The organism is Schaedlerella sp., assembly GCF_056796775.1.
The window spans coordinates 52,007-70,987 of sequence record NZ_JBQIKP010000016.1 but is presented as its reverse complement, the minus strand read 5'-3'; the positions used below and the strand labels follow the sequence as shown (position 1 = coordinate 70,987).

The 18,981-nt window shown below is 49.8% G+C and carries 18 protein-coding genes; 7 read left to right on the top strand and 11 right to left on the bottom strand.

Going from position 1 to position 18,981, the window contains the following annotated elements; all coding sequences use genetic code 11:
* Positions 1-143: 143 nt before the first annotated feature.
* The 7 genes from asd to chvE all read right to left on the bottom strand — a co-directional run bounded on the left by asd (position 144) and on the right by chvE (position 8,836).
* Positions 144-1,229: an aspartate-semialdehyde dehydrogenase gene (gene asd, locus ACTOY7_RS09615; protein WP_160281322.1), complete on the bottom strand. Its 1,086-nt coding sequence runs from the start codon at positions 1,227-1,229 to the stop codon at positions 144-146.
* 127 nt (positions 1,230-1,356) lie between these two features.
* Positions 1,357-2,736, bottom strand: a complete 1,380-nt coding sequence (gene argH, locus ACTOY7_RS09610; protein ID WP_300886228.1) for an argininosuccinate lyase — start codon at positions 2,734-2,736, stop codon at positions 1,357-1,359.
* A 164-nt stretch (positions 2,737-2,900) separates the two neighbouring features.
* Positions 2,901-3,533 carry an epoxyqueuosine reductase QueH gene (locus ACTOY7_RS09605; RefSeq protein WP_160281320.1) on the bottom strand — a complete coding sequence of 211 codons (633 nt, stop codon included), beginning with the start codon at positions 3,531-3,533 and terminating at the stop codon, positions 2,901-2,903.
* Between the two features lie 97 nt (positions 3,534-3,630).
* On the bottom strand, positions 3,631-4,731 hold the full coding sequence (locus ACTOY7_RS09600; RefSeq protein WP_300886227.1) for a GntR family transcriptional regulator: 1,101 nt from the start codon (positions 4,729-4,731) through the stop codon (positions 3,631-3,633).
* Positions 4,732-4,997: 266 nt separating this feature from the next.
* Entirely contained in the window at positions 4,998-6,167 is a 1,170-nt protein-coding gene (gene mmsB, locus ACTOY7_RS09595) for a multiple monosaccharide ABC transporter permease (protein ID WP_160281319.1), read from the bottom strand.
* Between the two features lie 2 nt (positions 6,168-6,169).
* Complete coding sequence (gene mmsA / locus ACTOY7_RS09590) at positions 6,170-7,723, bottom strand: multiple monosaccharide ABC transporter ATP-binding protein (protein WP_300885138.1); 1,554 nt, start codon at positions 7,721-7,723, stop codon at positions 6,170-6,172.
* 18 nt (positions 7,724-7,741) lie between these two features.
* Positions 7,742-8,836 (bottom strand): multiple monosaccharide ABC transporter substrate-binding protein, encoded by a 1,095-nt coding sequence (chvE, locus tag ACTOY7_RS09585; RefSeq protein WP_482671357.1) that lies wholly within the window; start codon positions 8,834-8,836, stop codon positions 7,742-7,744.
* Positions 8,837-9,182: 346 nt separating this feature from the next.
* Here chvE and ACTOY7_RS09580 point away from each other — a divergent pair, with 346 nt between their 5' ends.
* The 7 genes from ACTOY7_RS09580 (at position 9,183) to ACTOY7_RS09550 (ending at position 15,936) form a co-directional block, all read left to right on the top strand.
* Entirely contained in the window at positions 9,183-9,635 is a 453-nt protein-coding gene (locus ACTOY7_RS09580) for a DUF2975 domain-containing protein (RefSeq protein ID WP_160281316.1), read from the top strand.
* A gap of 110 nt (positions 9,636-9,745) precedes the next feature.
* Positions 9,746-9,970: a helix-turn-helix domain-containing protein gene (locus tag ACTOY7_RS09575; RefSeq protein WP_160281315.1), complete on the top strand. Its 225-nt coding sequence runs from the start codon at positions 9,746-9,748 to the stop codon at positions 9,968-9,970.
* Between the two features lie 30 nt (positions 9,971-10,000).
* Positions 10,001-11,734, top strand: coding sequence for a DUF4153 domain-containing protein (locus ACTOY7_RS09570; RefSeq protein WP_482671358.1), 1,734 nt, complete (start codon positions 10,001-10,003; stop codon positions 11,732-11,734).
* A 249-nt stretch (positions 11,735-11,983) separates the two neighbouring features.
* The gene (locus ACTOY7_RS09565; RefSeq protein ID WP_160281313.1) at positions 11,984-12,514 is read left to right on the top strand and encodes a sigma-70 family RNA polymerase sigma factor; all 531 of its coding nucleotides are present in this window, start codon (positions 11,984-11,986) and stop codon (positions 12,512-12,514) included.
* Between the two features lie 137 nt (positions 12,515-12,651).
* On the top strand, positions 12,652-14,154 hold the full coding sequence (locus ACTOY7_RS09560; RefSeq protein ID WP_482671359.1) for a DUF4367 domain-containing protein: 1,503 nt from the start codon (positions 12,652-12,654) through the stop codon (positions 14,152-14,154).
* Between the two features lie 164 nt (positions 14,155-14,318).
* On the top strand, positions 14,319-15,086 hold the full coding sequence (locus ACTOY7_RS09555) for an ABC transporter ATP-binding protein (protein WP_300885134.1): 768 nt from the start codon (positions 14,319-14,321) through the stop codon (positions 15,084-15,086).
* Positions 15,079-15,936 carry an ABC transporter permease gene (locus tag ACTOY7_RS09550; RefSeq protein ID WP_300885133.1) on the top strand — a complete coding sequence of 286 codons (858 nt, stop codon included), beginning with the start codon at positions 15,079-15,081 and terminating at the stop codon, positions 15,934-15,936. Before ACTOY7_RS09555 ends, ACTOY7_RS09550 begins: the two co-directional genes overlap by 8 nt.
* Before the next feature lie 271 nt (positions 15,937-16,207).
* Here the strand turns inward: ACTOY7_RS09550 and ACTOY7_RS09545 are convergent, their stop codons facing one another.
* The 4 genes from ACTOY7_RS09545 to ACTOY7_RS09530 are packed head-to-tail and all read right to left on the bottom strand — an operon-like array spanning position 16,208 to position 18,961.
* Entirely contained in the window at positions 16,208-16,846 is a 639-nt protein-coding gene (locus ACTOY7_RS09545) for a DUF4125 family protein (protein ID WP_160281310.1), read from the bottom strand.
* Positions 16,843-17,163: a hypothetical protein gene (locus ACTOY7_RS09540; protein WP_160281309.1), complete on the bottom strand. Its 321-nt coding sequence runs from the start codon at positions 17,161-17,163 to the stop codon at positions 16,843-16,845. Before ACTOY7_RS09540 ends, ACTOY7_RS09545 begins: the two co-directional genes overlap by 4 nt.
* A gap of 9 nt (positions 17,164-17,172) precedes the next feature.
* Positions 17,173-18,108, bottom strand: a complete 936-nt coding sequence (locus ACTOY7_RS09535) for a DUF4037 domain-containing protein (protein ID WP_160281308.1) — start codon at positions 18,106-18,108, stop codon at positions 17,173-17,175.
* Entirely contained in the window at positions 18,095-18,961 is an 867-nt protein-coding gene (locus ACTOY7_RS09530) for a tetratricopeptide repeat protein (protein ID WP_300885132.1), read from the bottom strand. Before ACTOY7_RS09530 ends, ACTOY7_RS09535 begins: the two co-directional genes overlap by 14 nt.
* Between the last annotated feature and the right edge of the window lie 20 nt (positions 18,962-18,981).

Sequence of the window (18,981 nt, the reverse complement as noted above, 5' to 3'; positions counted from 1 at the left end):
TTTTGAAATATGCCTTGCAAAAAAATGAGCAAACATGTGTCTATTCCCACTTTTACTATTCAGTATTTAATGGAATCTGGTCAGGGTCTGACCAGTAACTCAGGCACAGAAAACGCTCCGTGACCGATGTATTTTTTCAGACTCTATTTTTTCTCAATATATCCTTTCGCAGTCAGCGCCTCCGCGCACAGCACCGCTCCGCCTGCCGCGCCGCGGACGGTATTGTGGGAAAGCCCGATAAATTTATAATCAAATATGCTGTCCTCCCGCAGACGTCCGATGGACACGCCCATCCCGTTCTCGTAGTCCACGTCCAGCTTTACCTGGGGACGGTTGTCCTCCTCCTGGTAGCGGATGAACTGCTTCGGAGCGCTGGGAAGCTCTGCCTCCTGGGGGAAGCCTTTGAAATTCACCAGCTTTTCGATGAGCTGCTCCTTCGTCGGCTTTTTCTCAAAGTTTACAAAGACTGCCGCAGTATGGCCGTTCAGCACCGGCACACGGATACACTGGCAGGTGATCTTCGGAAACTCCGCCTTGACGATCTCTCCGCCTTCTACTCTGCCCAAGATCCGCAGCGGCTCCTGCTCGCTCTTCTCCTCTTCTCCGCCGATATAGGGAATCACATTTTCCACCATTTCCGGCCAGTCCTTAAAGGTCTTGCCCGCGCCGGAGATGGCCTGGTAGGTGGTCGCCACCACTTCCTTCGGGCCGAATTCCTTCCACGCCGCGAGACAGGGCGCATAGCTCTGGATGGAGCAGTTGGGCTTTACGGCGATAAAGCCGCGGGTCGTTCCGAGACGCTTTTTCTGGTCTGCGATCACGTCAAAATGTTCTGCATTGATCTCCGGCACCACCATGGGCACATCCGGAGTCCAGCGGTGCGCGCTGTTGTTGGATACCACAGGAGTCTCTGTCTTTGCGTAAGCCTCCTCAATGGCCTTGATCTCCTCCTTCGACATATCCACCGCACTGAATACAAAATCCACCGTGGAAGCAACCTTTTCCACTTCATTCACATTCAGCACCACCAGTTTCTTCACTGATTCCGGCATGGGGGTGTCCATTTTCCACCTGCTCCCGACTGCCTCTTCGTAGGTCTTTCCGGCGGAGCGGGGGCTTGCCGCAACCGTCACCACCTCAAACCAGGGGTGCTCCTCCAGCAGGGAAATAAATCTCTGCCCTACCATACCTGTCGCGCCTAATATCCCAACCTTTAACTTCTGTTCCATTCTGATCCTCTCCTTTATCCTTTCAAAATATCTTATATTCACGGCAGCTGAAAATCTGCCTTGAATATCGCGCCGGCCGCAGCCGCAAAGCGGCAGATTTCCTTATGCGGCTGTGCGCAGTATAAATTTATTCCCCGATCAAATACGCTTCCTCCCGCGCGATCACCTGCTCCATGGCCGCCTTTCCCGGCGCGCCGATGGTATTGCGCGTCTCCACGCAGGTCTTCATGCTGACTGCTTCATAGATATCCTCTTCAAATACCGGGGAAATGTGTTTGTATTCTTCCATCGTCAGATCATCCAATGCCTTCCCCTTTTCGATACAGTACAGCACCAGCTGTCCCACGATCCCATGAGCGTCCCGGAAGGGCACGCCGTGGTTCACCAGATAATCCGCCGCGTCCGTAGCGTTGGTAAATCCATGCTTTGCGCTGTCCGCCATCCTGTCTTTCCGAAACCGCATGGTGGCCAGCATTCCGGTAAACAGGGTCAGACAGCCCTTTGTCGTATCCATGGCGTCAAAGACCAGCTCCTTGTCCTCCTGCATATCCTTGTTGTATGCCAGTGGAATCCCCTTCATCGTGGTCAGCAGTGATATCAGCGCCCCATATACACGGCCTGTCTTTCCCCGGACCAGCTCGGCGATATCCGGGTTCTTTTTCTGAGGCATGATGCTGCTCCCGGTGCTGTAGGCGTCGTCCAGCTCCACAAACTGATATTCATTGGAATTCCAGATGATCACCTCCTCGGAAAACCGGCTTAAGTGCATCATCACCGTGGACATGGCGGACAGCAGCTCGATCAGGTAATCCCGGTCTGACACGGAATCCATGCTGTTTTGCGTAGGCCCGTCAAATTCCAGCAATTCCGCCGTATAGTCCCGGTCCAGCGGATAGGTGGTGCCTGCAAGCGCTCCGGCTCCCAGCGGGCAGGTATTCATCCTGCGGTAAATGTCCTTCATTCGGGAGCGGTCCCGCCTGAACATCTCAAAATAGGCTCCCAGATGATGCGAGAGCGTCACCGGCTGCGCCTTCTGCAGATGGGTAAATCCCGGCATGTACGTCTCTGTGTGCTCCTTCATCATATTCAGGAGCGTTTCCAGAAGGCATTTCAAAAGCCGGTCCAGTTCCAGGATCTCATCCCTTGTGTATAATTTCATATCCAGAGCCACCTGGTCGTTTCGGCTGCGTCCGGTGTGAAGCTTCTTCCCCACGTCCCCGATCCGTTCGATCAGATTGGCCTCCACAAAGCTGTGGATATCCTCGTATTCCTCTGTGATCAAAAGCGTCCCGTTCTCCACATCCTTTCGGATGCCGTTCAGCCCTTCTATGATCTGATCTCTCTCCTCTGCGGTCAGGATCCCCTGCCTGGCGAGCATCGTCACATGGGCAATACTGCCCCGGATGTCCTGCGCGTAAAATCTCTTGTCAAATGAAATGGACGCGTTAAAATCATATACCAGCTTGTCCGTTTCCTTCGTAAAGCGACCGCCCCATAATTGTGCCATTCCTGTTCCCTCTCTTCTTAAATCATTGGAACTGCGCAAAAACGGATTCACTTGCACAGTCTGTTTTTACTTTGCAAAACGGCAGGTCTCCTGCCGTCACAAAATGATTATCAATCATCGTATCATACATCCGTGCTTCTGTCTATAAGGAACTTCTTACAGTTTCACTCCCGGATTCCTCGGTTTTCCAGTGAAAACTGACAACCGCAGTAGTCCTGGCGGTACAGCCCATACTCCCCGGACAGCTCCACCGACCGCTGATACCCGTTTTTCTTCTTAAAATCCGACACCAGGTAAGGCACCCCGATCTCCTTCCCCAGGGTAATGCCGATCTCATTGAGCTTCTGCGCATTTTTCAGAGGGCTGATGCTAAGCGTCGTGGTAAAATAATCGAATCCGCCTTCTTTTGCCTTCTCCGCAGCCTCTTTCAGGCGCAGGGCATAACAGCCAAAACACCGTTCGCCGCCCTCTTTTGCCCGTTCCAGTCCGGCAGCCATCCGGTAAAATCTTTCCGGATCATAAATGCCTTCCAGAAAGGAAATGGAATGGACCGCTGTTAATTTTCCGATCAACATCTGCTGCTCTTCCACCCGCTTGTAATATTCCTCCTCCGGATAAATGTTGGGATTGTAATAAAATACTGTGATCTCAAAATAATCCGAAAGATATTCCAGGACATAGCTGCTGCAGGGGGCGCAGCAGCTATGGAGCAGAAGGCGGGGCACTATGCCCTCCTTTTGCAGTGCTTCCAGAATCTGATCCAGTTCCTTTTGGTAATTTATTTTTTGTACCTGCATTCCTTTCCCACACTCCATTCCCTGATTTCCGGGTTTCTGTCCAGTTCTTTTGCTGATATGCCCGCAATCCTGTTTTGAACAATGCGCTGGCCGCTTATTACAGCTGCGGCTGCTCCAAAATCGCCACGGACACCCTGGTCACAATCTCCCCTTCCAGCTCTGTGGAGTGGGGAACCTTCTTTCCGTCGATCATATCCAGCATCTCCAGCGCCGCGATCTTTGCCAGATCCCGAATGGGATTCTCCGCAGAGGTCAGCGGGACCTCGCAGTAGGCGGCAACATCGGAATTGTCAATACTGATCACCGACAGGTCTTCCGGAACACCGATTCCTCTGCTCCTGCAGACAGCCAGCAGCTTATTCGCCATCACATCATTATAACACACGCAGGCCGTACAGCCCTCCAGCCTGCGGCAGATCCAGTCCGCATTCTGTTCAAACTCAGACATCTGCCGCGAATCCAGCCACGCCACCCGCTTGTCAAGGATCCTGATATTCGCCTCCATAAGGGCCTCCAGATATCCCGCATAGCGCTGATGGCCCTGACCATCATCAGATTTTAAGACAGCCGCGATATTCTGATGGCCGCACTGCAGCAGATAGTTGGTCACTAGTTTCCCTGCCATCTTATCATTCAGACTGACATGAGGAGCCTCCAGCTGGGGATAATAGCTGTTGATAAACAGCACCGGAATCCCCCGTGCCATGATCTCCCTGTAGATGTCCAGATTGGGATTGGGCAGCCCGCTCTTTGTGGTCTCGGCGATCAGTCCATCTACCGTATTTTTATTCAAAATATTTTTTAATATGAAGCGTTCTTTTTCTACAGAATTATTAGTCACTGAAATCTGAAGACTGTATTCAGCGTTCGAAAACTGTTCCTCCAGTTCCCGGATGATCGTGGAAAAAATATATTCCTGAACAAAAGTTGTCATCACCGCGATCTGCATGGTCTTCTCTTTTTTCGGAGTCACCTGATCCTTGCTGCTGATGTACGTCCCGCTTCCCCTGAACCGCTCTACGATGCCTTCCTCCTCCAGTACGGAGATCGCATGCCGTACGGTCTGCCTGCTGACCTGGAACCGATGGCACAGCTTATATTCCGATTCCACCTTATCCCCCGGTTTCAGTTCCCCGCTTTCCAGGCGTTTTTTCACCCACAGACAGATTTCCTGATATTTCGCAACTGCTTCTTCCAAATATCTACCTCCACCATCTACTTTTAAATACAACTCGATAACTACTCCATGATAACTTTCCTCTAATATACAATACAACTTTTATTTTTACAATCCATAATATGTACTAAAAAAGCCATACATTTTTTGTGCATATATGCTTTATCCGGTTCCATTTCTGCATATATACAAAAAGCTACCCGCCTGCAGCGGATAGCTTTTTGTATATATTCTGTGTTTTATAGAACAACAGACGATATTTACTTCGGAATTCATGCAGCAATGCACTAATTTTTCTTTTTGCTGGATAATACGTCAAATGTCACTGCCCCGAGGAGTACCAGTCCCTTGACTACTTTCTGCAGGTCGGTAGACAACCCGATCAGGAACATCCCGTTATTCAGGATTCCCATAACGAATGCCCCGATCACGGCCCCGACGACCGTACCCACACCGCCGGACGCCGCGGCCCCGCCAATGTAGCAGGCAGCGATGGCGTCCAATTCAAACCCGTCTCCCGCCTTGGGAGTCGCAGAAGCGTTTCGGGCGGACAGCACGATTCCCGCGATGGCAGCCAAAAAACCCATGTTGGTATACACCCAGAAGTACACCTTTTTCGTATCAATACCAGACAGCCTTGCAGCCTTTTCATTTCCGCCCAGCGCGTAGACCTGGCGTCCCGCAACGGTCTTGCTGGTAATGAAATGATAGATCCCTACGATCACGGCCATCAAAAGCAGAATGATCGGAATCCCGTTATAGGATGCGATCTTGAAGAAAAAGAACCAGAGGATCGCAAGCGTCGCCGCCACCTTGATACCGGTCTGCCAGGTGGGCGCCATTGCAAAGCCATACTTTTGCTGGGTTTTAATCGTTTTGAGCTCCGCGCCGATCACCAGAACGGTGGCGATCACGGCAACCAGGATCGTGATGATATCCAGTGTTCCGCCGCCAAACTCGATCTTGCTGGAAGCGAAGAAGCCTGCCCCAACTTTAACATAAGCATTGGGGAGCGGTCCTACAGTCTTGGATTCCAGCAGGGTATATGTAAGTCCCCGGCCGATCAGCATGCCTGCCAGTGTCACTACAAACGGAGGGATATTCAGATATGCTATGAAAAATCCATTAAATGCACCGAACGCCACTCCGACCAGAATGGTGATCAAAAAAGCCAGCGGGATATTCATATTATTTTCTACGATCAGTTTCGCCGCAACTGCCCCGCACAGCGCCACATAGGAGCCGACTCCCAGGTCTACATTACCGGTCAGCACACAGAGCAGCATACCCGTCGCAAGGATGATAACATAGCTGTTCTGCATGATCAGGTTGTTCATGTTCATCGGTGTGGCATTGACGCCCCCTGTCATTACATAAAATATGATAAAGATGATGAGCATTGCAAAAACCATGCCATATTGCTTTAAATTCAGATTTACGGTTTTCTTCTTTTCCATTGTTATTCCCCTTTCCTGTTATTATGCTGCATGATGCATTTCATGATTCTTTCCTGAGACAGATCTTCTTTGAATATTTCACCGGCAATACATCCCTCGTTCAATACATAGGTCCGGTCGCATGTACCCAGGATCTCCGGCATCTCTGAGGAAATGACGATGACCGCCTTTCCGGATTTCGCCAGGTCGTTGATGGCACAGTAGATCTCATACTTCGCGCCCACATCGATTCCCCGGGTAGGTTCATCCAGGATCAGCACGTCCGGTTCCGTCAGCATCCATTTTGCCAGGATGACCTTCTGCTGGTTTCCTCCGGACAGGCTTCCCACCGCCTGATGGACTGAGTTGGATTTGATGTTGATCAGTTCTTTGTATTTCTCCGCCTCCAGGATCTCCTTGTTGGAATCCACGATCCCATTCTGGGAAAAGAAACTACGCAGTGCCGCCAAAGACATATTCCATTTAATATCATTGAACAGGATCAGTCCGTAGTTTTTCCGGTCTTCGGAGGTATAGGCGATCTTGTTGTCAATGGCATCCTTCACACTCCGGATCTTCACCGGCTTCCCGTGCATGAGGATCTCTCCACTGATCTTCTGTCCGTACTGACGGCCGAAGATACTCATGGCAAGCTCGGTCCTTCCGGCGCCCATCAGGCCTGCAAGTCCCACGACCTCGCCTGCGCGCACCTTGATGTTGATGTCCTTTAACACCTGGCGGTTTGGATCCTCCGGGTGGTAGACATTCCAGTTCTTCACTTCCATGACCACGTCCCCGATGGGACAGTCTGTACGTTCCGGATAACGGTTGGTCAGCTCGCGGCCGACCATGCCCTTGATGATCCGGTCCTCCGAAAAATCGTCCACGCCCTTGGTCAGTGTCTCGATCGTCTGCCCGTCGCGGATGACTGTGATCGCGTCCGCCACATAGCTGATCTCATTTAACTTATGGGAAATGATGATGCTTGTAATGCCCTGTGATTTCAGCTTCAGCATGATCTCCAGGAGCTGGGCGCTCTCCTCGTCATTTAGCGCCGCCGTCGGCTCGTCCAGGATCAGAAGGTCTACTTTTTTCGCCAGCGCCTTGGCGATCTCGATCAACTGCTGCTTGCCGACCCCAAGGGAATTGATGGGCGCTTCCAGGTTTTCATTTCCCAGTCCCACCTCTTCCAGCATCTTCTGCGCCTCGTTGCGGGTCTGTGTCCAGTCAATGACGCCGTTCACCTTCATCTGCTCATTGCCCAGGAAGATATTTTCCGCAATGGACAGATACGGGCTCAGCGCAAGCTCCTGATGGATGATGACGATTCCCTTTTTCTCGCTGTCCTTGATATTGCGGTTCCTGACCACTTCCCCGTTGTATACGATGTCTCCTGTATAGGTCCCGAACGGATACACCCCCGACAGGACATTCATCAGCGTGCTCTTGCCTGCGCCGTTTTCCCCGCAGAGGGCATGGATCTCGCCCCGTTTTACTTTCAGGTTTACATCGTTCAATGCTTTGACACCGGAAAATTCTTTGACAATATGCTTCATCTCCAGAATATAATCAGACATCCTCTCAACTCCTTTCCTTTATTTTGCATTTTGAATCTCTTCCTCTTTGTAATATCCGCTGTCAATGACCAGCTCCCTGTAATTATCCTTGTCCAGGGAAAGCGGTTCGCACAGATAAGACGGAACAACCATCTTCCCATTGTCATAGGTTTCCGTATCGTTGATCTCCGGCTTGCTGCCCTCGATCACCGCATCAACCATCCCGGTGCATTTTTCAGCCAGCAGCTCCGTATTCTTGAAAATGGTTGCGGTCTGCTTTCCGTCGATGATATTTTTTACTGCCATCACTTCCGCGTCCTGCCCGGTGATGATGGGCCAGTCCTCCTCCGTGTATCCGGCTGCCTCTAAGGCCGCCTTGATCCCGTAGGCAAATCCGTCAAACGCGGAGCAGCAGATGTCCAGCTTTTCATCCGCGTAAAAGCCGGATAAATAGTTTTCGCAGTTCTGCAGGGCTACCTCCTGAGACCATCTTAAGATACAGGTGTCTTCAAATGAGGTTCTCCCGGATTTGCATACCAGCGTGCCGTCATCCAGATATTTCTGCAGCACACTCATTACGCCTTTATATAGAAGGACCGCATTGTTGTCATCCGGCGAGCCCATGAAAAATTCAATGGTCTGGGGCTCCGCCGCGTCTGCCAGGCTGGCCTTTTCCTCGATGTACTCTCCGATCTTCCTGCCCACTCCTTCATTGTCAAAGGACGCGTAATAGCTGACCGCGTCGGTGTTCATCAGCAGACGGTCGTAGGAGATCACGGGAATCCCTTCCTCTTTTGCCGTCTGCAGGGCGTTGATCAGTGCGGAGGAATCGACTGACGCAACGACCAGACAGTCTACTTTTTTGGCGATCATCGTCTCGATCTGCGCAAGCTGTACCTGTACATCATCCTCCGCATACTGAAGGAATACCTCATAGCCAAGCGCCTCCAGCTGTGCCTTCATGTTCCGGCCGTCTTTGATCCACCTTTCCGAGCTCTGCGTCGGCATGGCCACGCCGACCAGTTTTCCATTGCCTCCCTGTTTTTCCCCACCGTCACTCGAGCCACACCCTGCCAGTGTGAGCGAAAGCGCTAAGACAGCAGCCAGAGCCACGCTGAGAATCCTTTTCTTCATCCTTTCTACCTCCTTTTTCGATGCTTTTTTCAAAACATCTTATATTTTATACATATATTGTACTGTACAAGTTTCTCTTTTTCAAGTCTCAATATATCACAAATTTGAGTACAACTTTTTGTGCATATTTCAACTCAATCATCTTATTTTATCATAATTGTATATATACAACTTTTAATCCTGTATTCATAAGCATGCTTTTTAAAATCTGATATTCAATATTTTTTTATTGATTTTCAATAAATTTATATTGATTTTCAAAACACACCGTGCTATAATTTTATTGTATCAACAGCCATATAAAGCTTGTAGGACAAATTGGTTACAAATATCAGGAGGCAAAATTATGCATGGTAAAAAGCTGATCCGGGTTACTAAATTATTGTTGGATATGATGTTTTACAGCGGGATTGCAGTCATCGTCACACTTCCGCTGTCCCTGCGGTACGCTGGAATCTATTATTCCAGGGCATTTCAGGAGTATTATATACTGATGCTGGTGATCTTCGCGGCGTCAGGCGTATGCGGGATCGTGATCATCGGGGAGCTGCGGAAGATGATGCGCACCGTGATGCAGAAAAACTGTTTTATCCATGAGAATGTAAAGAGCCTGGAGATGATGGGTATCACCAGCGCCGTGATCGTACTGCTCTTCTTTATTAAGTGCTTTTTCCTGCCCACCCCGGCAACCTTCATCGTGGTCCTTACCTTTTTTATCGCCGGGCTGTTCAGTGAAGTGCTCTCCTTTGTATTCCGGGAAGCGATCCGCTATAAAGAGGAAAATGATCTGACCATATGAGGAGCTGTCATGAAATTACTTTTCATTTTGACGCATATGCAGATTTAGACAATTCAAAATAAAAGTTTATTTCATAACAGATCCTAAGAAAAGAAAGGCAGGATAAGTCTATGGGAATTATTGTAAATCTGGATGTAATGATGGCGAAACGGAAGATCGGCGTCACGGAGCTTGCCAAGGAGATCGACCTTACGATGGCGAATCTTTCGATCTTAAAAAATAATAAGGCCAAGGCCGTGCGCTTTACGACGCTGGATGCCCTCTGTAAGGCCCTCCGCTGCCAGCCGGGGGATATCCTGGAATATGTGGAGGATGACGATGAAATCAGCGATTGAAAGACCTATGAAATGGAAAGGAGAATGACCATGGAACAGCAAAACAAGACTACTCAGCAAAATATAACCACATCGGAAACGGTACCCGCGCCGGAAACGATATCTGCGGGTCAAAATTCAGCCGGCAGAAAATATGAAGCCGTTCCGGAGCAGCTTCCTCAGACGAAGAACATAAAAGCCCCGGACAGCCCGCTCCTGCAGTATATGAAGGAGCACTTCACCTGGTTCGGCAAAACCGCCTGCCTGTTTGGGCTGATCTATACCTTCTGCCTCTTTGACAATCCGGCAGGCATCACCTTTCCGGCTGCCGTTGCCGCGGTGATCCTGTTTTCTGTCCTGTGGCTTGGTAAAGCCGGCATCCCATGGAAGCGTGGGCTGTTCTTTTATTTTGCGGGAATGCTGTTACTTGGCATTTCCACCTGCATGACGGCCAATGCCTGGATCCACCTGTTCAACCGCGTCGGCATCCTGCTTCTATTCTGTACGGGCATGCTGCATCAGATGTATGAAGACAGCCGCTGGAGCTTTTCTGCCAATTTAAAACAGCTCTTGTTCTTTGCCGGGACCTGCTTCGTATCACTGTTCAAGCCGTTCGAACATATGCTGTATTCTATATCAAAGCACAAGGCAGCAAGTTCTGAAGAAGCCCTGCAAAAAAGAGCGAATCTAAAAAAGAAAGCCCCGGCCGTGCTCACAGGCGCTGCCATCGCCGCCCTCTTCCTGCTGTGCGTGATGCCGCTCCTGATTGGATCTGATCCGGTCTTTGCCAGTTATTTCCGGATCCGCATCACGATCCCGGATATTCCGGATCTCACCACTGCCGTCCGGATCTGTTGGAGTTTTCTTTCTGGTTTTTTCATGCTCTATGTATTTTTTGCGGCTTTGTTCCGACAAAATCTGAAAAGCCCGACTCAAAAAGAAGGATCGGGGGCAAACGCGCTGATCGGGATCACATTTACCATGACACTGGCTTTCATCTATGTGATCTATTCCGGGATCCAGATCCTGTTTTTATTCCTGCGCCGGGGCCTGCCCGACGGAATGACCTATTCCCAGTATGCCCACCAGGGCTTCTGGCAGCTTCTGGCCGTGAGCCTGATCAATCTGGTGACCGTAATGGTCTGCATCCAGGTCTTTGAAACGCGCCGGGCGTTGAATGTCCTGCTGCTGGTGATCTCCGTCTGCACCTGCGTCATGACCCTGTCGGCAGCCTACCGGATGCTGCTCTATGTGGGAGTCTACCATCTCACCTTCCTGCGGATCCTGGTACTCTGGTTTTTGGGAGTACTGACCCTGATCATGGGAGGCGTGATGGTCAGCATCTTCCGGCAGGCGTTTCCTCTGTTTCGGTATACCGTGACGGTCGTGACCTGCTGCTATCTTGTGTTTTCCTTCGCCGGAGTGGACCGTATCATCGCCTCCTACAACCTTCGGCATATGGAACAGATCACCTGGCAGGATGTGAACTATCTGCTCCATAACCTGTCCGTCGATGCCGCGCCCTATGTTGCGCAGATGGCGGATATAAAAATGAAAACGTATATCTACACGGAGGATGACCGTTATTATTACAGAGACGAACCCTATGAATTCAAGTGCCAGGAGGACCTTTCCAAGTTCGAGACCATAGGCGAATATCTGGAATCGCAGTTTGAATTTTATATGGAAGGGATCTACGAGTTCAGGAAACCCAATTTTCGGGAATGGAATTTTGCGGAGGCGCGGGCCTGGAAAACAGCGGAGGAATATCTCGCTGAGCACTGAAATATGATTTTCATCCATTTCCTAACCGGCAGAATCATATCCATCTGCCGGTTTTTTTCGTTGGCAAAAAAATAATAAATGCCTGAAACCTTTTTGCCCTTTCATCTGTCTAATAAGTAAGGCGCCAGATAAAAGTGGACTGAAAAACCTGCTGTGACAGTATTTTTCGGTAACAAAAGACCCTGTGTCTGCGGAATATACATTTGCATGGTCCCACAGGTACATGGATAAAGTGAGGAGGTTTTATTCTTGAAGTTTTTAGTAAAAAGAGCAAAACGACATGACAGCAATGCTTTCGTGGAATTGATGGAAAGCCAGAAGCTTACGATGTATAAGGTTGCGAGAAGTTATCTGAGATCTGATGATGATATCGCAGATGCCATCCAGGAGACAATCCTGACCTGCTATGAAAAGCTGGACAGCCTGGAGAACGAACAGTTCTTCAAGACCTGGCTGGTCCGGATCCTGATCAACAAATGTATCGATATCTTGAATGCCGGCCGAAGGGAATGCCCCACAGAACAGCTGCCGGAGCAGGGAGGAAATTGCGTGTCACTGGAAAATTATGAATTTTATGAGCTTCTGAATTCTCTGGATGAAAAATACCGTCTCGTCCTGATCCTGTATTATGTGGAGGGCTTTAAAATCCGCGAGATCGCGCAGATACTGGATCTGGAGGAAAATACGGTAAAGACCCGGCTGTCCAGGGGCCGCAGGGAGGCTGCCAGAGAGTACCGTTTTGAACCGCCGGCCAGATATTTGAAGCAGGCTGTCCGGTGAATATGAGTTGGAAGCATAGCTGCCCGGCCCGCTGCTTCACAGATGTCAAACGGCCCTGCAGGCATGACCACTTGGCTCGCCGCTTCGCAGGAAGAAAGGATACAGACAAACCGCATGAATCAGTCAGGAGGTAACACATGAAGAGAACATATACGGATCAGGAAATGATAAGAATCTTAAATCAGGAGCTGGTCATTCCGGAGAAGGTAGACCAGGGGATGCAGGATGCATACCGGAAGCTGGGGATCCAGAGAAAGGGCAGAGTCTCCTTTGCCAGGAGACACAAAATGCTGCGCGTTCTGGCAGCGGCGGCTGTACTGGCCGCAGGCTCCTCTCTGGTGGTGGCTGCCGCCAATAAATTTTTGACCGCAAATCTGGTGAAGGAGGAGTCTTCCGTGACCTATGACCTTGCGATCGACCGCGAACAAAAGGAGGCCCATGAGATCGAGGTCACTCCCACCTATATGCCTGCCGGCTATGCATTAGGCGCGGAAAATACGCCCTACGGAGGGAAATGGCATAACAATGAGACCGGAGGAACCGTCACCATTATCGCATGGAACGCCGCAGAATTGGATCAGCAGATCCGCATGGGGAACAGCGATGACCTGACCCACGGGCTGAAAGAGGAAAATCTAAAGAAAGAGATCGAGATCAATGGAATGAAGGCCGCATTGTTTTTGTCGGAGAGCCGTTATACGGACAGCGACAAAACCACCAAGAACGTGATGCTGTTCAACGAAGAAGAAGGCTATCTCGTAGAAATCTTTGATATGAACAATACACTTCCCATGGAAGAGACGATAAAAATCGCAGAGGGACTGGACATACAGGTGCTGGATTCTACCGTGCCGTATGCGACGGACGAGGAGATCGAAGCTCTGCTCGCAGAGCAGAAAGCAAACCAGGAAAGCGCCTTGAGGGAATGGACTCCGGAGCTGCTGGCGGACAATAATTTCTTTTCCACAGGAGAAGAATTGAAAATACCTTTCGGGCCGGATGAAAACCATGGTATAAAGACGGATGATATCCGCTATACCGTGGAATCCATCGAAATCAAAGACGCGCTTCCGGTTTCTGAATATCCGACAGAAAATTATTATGACTTTGCGGGCGAGATGGCGGACTGGATCAACGAGGACGGCACCCTCAAAGCCCATGAACGCTATAAGTATTCCTACGATGAAAATGGAAAGGAAACCGGGGAGCCGACCGTAGAGACCGTAAATTCTAAATTCGTGGTAGCGCATATGAAGGTAAAGAACCATAACACCGTAAATGAATATGACAATAACGTAACCGTATGCCCTTATATCCATTATCTGGATGTCAATGAAGACGGGATTTTCAAAAGTTATGCCGCTGACTGGAAATACAGTCCCGCTAATGAGGGATATCATCTGCAGACAGACGGATTTCCGGTATATTTTGACAAGATCTATCATACGGACGGAATCGAACGTGTCAAGGATTTCCATTTTGTTCCGATGGAGCCAGGCGAGGAACTGGAATATACACTTGTCTATGTGGTAGACGAAGATCAGCTCGACCGCGCATTTTTCCAGTTTTATTCGGAGTATAACGGGTGGAAGGCTCCGGAAGGCGGAAATGACTATGTGTATGTAAAGGTGACGCAGTAAGGATAATGGAGGAACGGGAATACTGGAAGAGTAATGCTGGAACGGGAATACTGGAAGGAGAATACTGGAAGGGTACAAGGGGGGCCGGCGGGTCCTCCTTTTCCTATGCACCTCTCCACTTTTTTGTCATAAAGTATTATATATCTTTTGATTGGAGTGTCTGCATGGAACCCATATTGGAACTTAAAAATATCAATTATGCATATCACAGTCTGGAAGGAGAAACAAAAGCACTGACAGATATCTCATTTTCCGTATCCTCCGGGGAGTTTGTTGCCATCGTAGGACCTTCGGGGTGCGGCAAATCCACGCTGCTTTCAATTATAAGCGGCCTGATCGATGCCGAGGACGGGCAGGTGAAGCTGAACGGAAAGGCGCTCCGGGAGAGCTCCACCAATATTGGATATATGCTGCAGCATGACCACCTGTTCGAGTGGCGGACCGTCTACCGCAACGTCCTGCTGGGTCTGGAGATCCGACACATGCTCTCGGAGCGTTCCCGGGAATACGCCCATGAGCTCCTGGAACTGTACGGCCTGAAACAGTTTGAAAACGCAAAGCCCTCCGAGCTCTCCGGCGGGATGCGCCAGCGGGCGGCCCTGATCCGGACGCTGGTACTGGATCCTGACATTCTGCTGTTAGACGAACCCTTCTCCGCCCTGGATTATCAGACCCGTTTATCCGTCTGTGACGACATCGGCCAGATTCTTCGGAATGCCCATAAGACCGCAGTCCTTGTGACGCACGACCTTTCCGAAGCAGTCAGCATGGCCGACCGGGTCGTGGTTTTGACTCCCCGCCCCGCTTCCATCGCGAAGATCATTCCCATCACTTTTGAATTAGAAGCCGATACTCCCATGAACCGGCGCAATGCACCGGAATTTAAGCATTATTTCAATATCATCTGGAAGGAGCTGAATACCAATGCGTGATATCTCTACCGGACAATGTAAAACTCAGGAAGCTGCATGCATCACGCAGAACACTGCAGTATTCTCCGCCGGGCAGCGCAATTTCCTGCATGGAAGGAAATTGCACCGGCGTATCGTCTGCTTTTCCCGCGCCGCAATCCTGATCTGTTTTCTTTTTTTATGGGAATTTACCGCCAGGGCCGGAATCATTGATTCCTTCATTTTCAGCAGCCCCTCGCAGGTCACCCGCTGTTTTTTGGAAATGGTAACGGACAAAAGTATCTTCCTGCATCTCTGGAGTACCCTGTATGAGACCATTGCCAGCTTCCTTTTGACCACCCTCATCAGTATCCTGGCTGCAGTGCTGCTCTGGTGCAGCCGCAAGCTGTCCGAAATCCTGGATCCTTATCTGGTGGTGCTCAACAGCCTGCCCAAGTCCGCCCTTGCGCCTCTCCTGATCGTATGGCTGGGCGCCAATCAGACCACCATCATCGTGGCCGGAATGTCTGTGGCGATCTTCGGGAGCATCCTGAACCTGTATACCAGCTTTACCGGAGTGGATCAAGAGAAGATCAAGCTGATCTATACCCTGCGCGGGAACAAATGGCATGCCCTCACCAAGGTCGTACTGCCAAGCTCCATCCCTGCCATCATCAGCAATATGAAGGTCAATATCGGGCTCTGCCTGGTGGGGGTCGTGATCGGAGAATTTCTGGCAGCGCGGAGCGGGCTGGGGTATCTGATCATTTATTCCAGCCAGGTCTTTAAGATGGATTGGCTGCTGATGAGCATTATCCTGCTCTGTATCATGGCGATGCTTTTGTATTCGCTGATCAATCTGCTGGAGAAGTGGTGCAGGCGGCGGTATTGATGCCGCAGGGCAGGATTATGCAGGATGATCTGTCGGGAAACAGCTGTTTACACACAACATCTCGTACGGCCGCTTATACATCACCGCAAGATGTTGTATGTAAATATCATTTCCCGACGATCCTCTGAAAGACTGCCATACCTTGCATCCTTCCCGCCTGTGTCGTATCCATCATATTTCTTTCCGGAATCACTTACATAAAATGATCCCCTGAGGCGTGTATGAAAATTCATTCCCGCGATCTATCGTTTCAGTTTACAGAAAGCAGTTTTCAACCACTCTCTGGAGTGACCGCTCTTTCCGCATCTTCGAGATCCTGATACCCATACCTCTTCGCCGTATTTTCATAAATCTCACGAATCAAATTACTCCCTTCCTTCTCCTTATTCTTCACCATCTCCAAATATAGCGTCAAGGTTTCCCTGGAATATGTATACAATTCCCCGCGCAGATATACAGAGATGGAAGTCATCTGATTCCCCTCCGAATCCTGTTCCTGCCTTCCCAATCCGATAAAATTCGGATACATTTCCCGCAGCTTATGATAGCATGTCATTTCCCATTCCAGAATCTGTTCTGCCGCCTTCTTTTTTTCCTCTTTGATCTCCGGCAGAAATGGAGCCAGCTTCTGTTCATAATACTCCGGAGCTGTGTCCTTCATCATATACGCATATTTCAATTCCACCGGATTCTGCCCCATGAATTCTGCCTGCTCCAGATCATGCGCATAGCTGTGCAGCACCTCTTGATCCCATGCCTCAAACTGACTGGACCTCATAATCTGAAATGTCCGGAAATCATCCTGGCAGTCTGCCCTCCCGCCGATATTATTTACCTTGGCAAAAAAGTTCCATTCTTTTTCAATGATCCTCTCTATGATATCTTCCCGCTCTCCATTTACTTGCATCATACTATGATCCCTCTTTTTCTTTTCCCGTTTTCGCTGAGCCTTAACGCCGCACACCCGACCAAAAGGTCGCCCTTGATTTCCAACGTCATTCCCTGCCCGTTTATGCTGGCCAGAATAGTCCCTGTCTTAGAAAGGAAAAAGCCAAATATGCTATCAGAAATCTTAAAAACAACTGCATCACCGTTGAAACACTTTCCAGCAGAATTTTTGTGGATACCATCGTACCGCCCCACAAAAGTAAACAAAGTCATGCCTCTGCATAAGCAGAGATTGTGTTCTTCATGTTCTGTCCCCTCTTCTTTCCATATCGTATCCACATTCCAGAACTACTCCCCCGCCATGATCGGCAACCCCCGAAGCACCGGATCCCGGATCATTTCCGTCACACGCTTTGCATGGTTCTGCAGAAAGCATTCTTCCCCATAGGACCACCCTTTTAAGATCAAAGCATCCCGCACCCGGATACAGACCCGTTCGATCAGCAGCATTTTCCCCGCAGAATCCTGAACATCCGACAGCCGCATCATTTTTTTCAAATCCTCCACCACACTTTCCCATTCCGCAAACTCCTCCGCCCCGCGAAATACCCATTTATAAAACGGCATATATGTTCTATTCAGCAGATAAACTGCCCCCAATGCCGCCGTTACAAACCGGCCGGCACAAAGTCCTGCCGTCTCATACATCCCGCGGCGTATACATCTCCCATAGTTATACTGTCCTGCCTGTCCCATCACAGCGCACTTTGCGGCCAGCTTTTTTCTGAGCACATCCTCCGGATAAAATCCCAGCAGCTTCCGGCGGATTTTTGTAAACTCCCCCAAAGGATCACAAAATACTTCACCATTCACTGCCATTGCCAAAAATCTTTCCGGAATGCAAAACCACTCCATATTGGTCTCCGGAGCATCCGCCCTGCCGATCAGGTCCCGGTAAAAGGACTCAATCGAATGGACCCCAATCCTGTTTCCGCGCTCCAAAGCACAGTCGGAAATTCCATACCCCTCAAAAAAGGACGGCAGCAATTCATAGGACCGCTGCAGATTTTCTCCTGTTACAGATTCATACCGCTCCGGAATCCAGATACAAAACCCGGGACCAAAATCATGATCCCGGGAATATGCGTCATCAAATCCAAAGCATTCCGAACCCGAACCCGCCAGACCGGCCGCAATGATTCCTGTATACTGCTGATACTCCTTTTCCAGCATCGGCCTTCCATATGTCTCAAAATATCTCCTTGACAGCTCAAGTCCTTTCATATCCCTGTTCCTTCTCTATTTTTTCCGCCTCTTTCTGATAGCATTCCCCGTTCTTTAAATCCCCCAGCTCCCGGCAGCAGACAGCCAGATTTCTCAGGCAGGAAGCATAAGAAAGGTTTTTCCCAAAATGGTCCTCGATCAGCGGAAGGGAATCCTCATAGCACAAACGCGCCTTTTCCCATTGTCCGGACAAGGAAAGCGTCTGCCCTTTTGCGGAAAGCAGAACCGCATAGTGCATTGGATTCGGAAATGCCAGCTTTGAGAATGCAGCTTCCGCCTGGGCAATATGTTCCTCCGCTTTTTCAAATTCTCGTTTCGCCGTGTAAATCTGAGCCAGAAGCGTATTTGTCACTCCCAGCTCATCCTCATTGTTCGGAAGGCCGCTGATCCATGCAAACGCAGCTTCAGCACTTTCCATCGCCCTGTCATATTGCTTTTCTTTCAAATACAGGGCTGCCCGGTTATTCTGCAGCGCCGCAGACCGATAATCCCGGATCTGCCGCGATTCATAGATCTCTGTAGCCTGATCGAATTCGAAAGCTGCTTTTCTGTTCTCGCCTGCCGCCGCATATAACGTGGCCAGGTTCATATGGATGGTGGCCTCCTGCTCCGAACCTTTCATCCCCAGCAAAAAAGCAGTCTCCAGGGAATTTTGAAATGCTTCGATCCCCTCTTTGTATTTTGCGCAGACACGAAGGAATCCTCCCAGTTCGTTCCAAAGTGCCAGGGCAGAAGCCAACTCCCCTTCCCGGACCGCGTCTTGAATCCCGGAACGTAAGAACGCCTCCGCTTCCCCGTATTTTTCGTTTGCAAATAACCGGTCTAATTCCTCATACATTGTCCGCAGATCCATCTGTTTCCCTTCTTCTCATT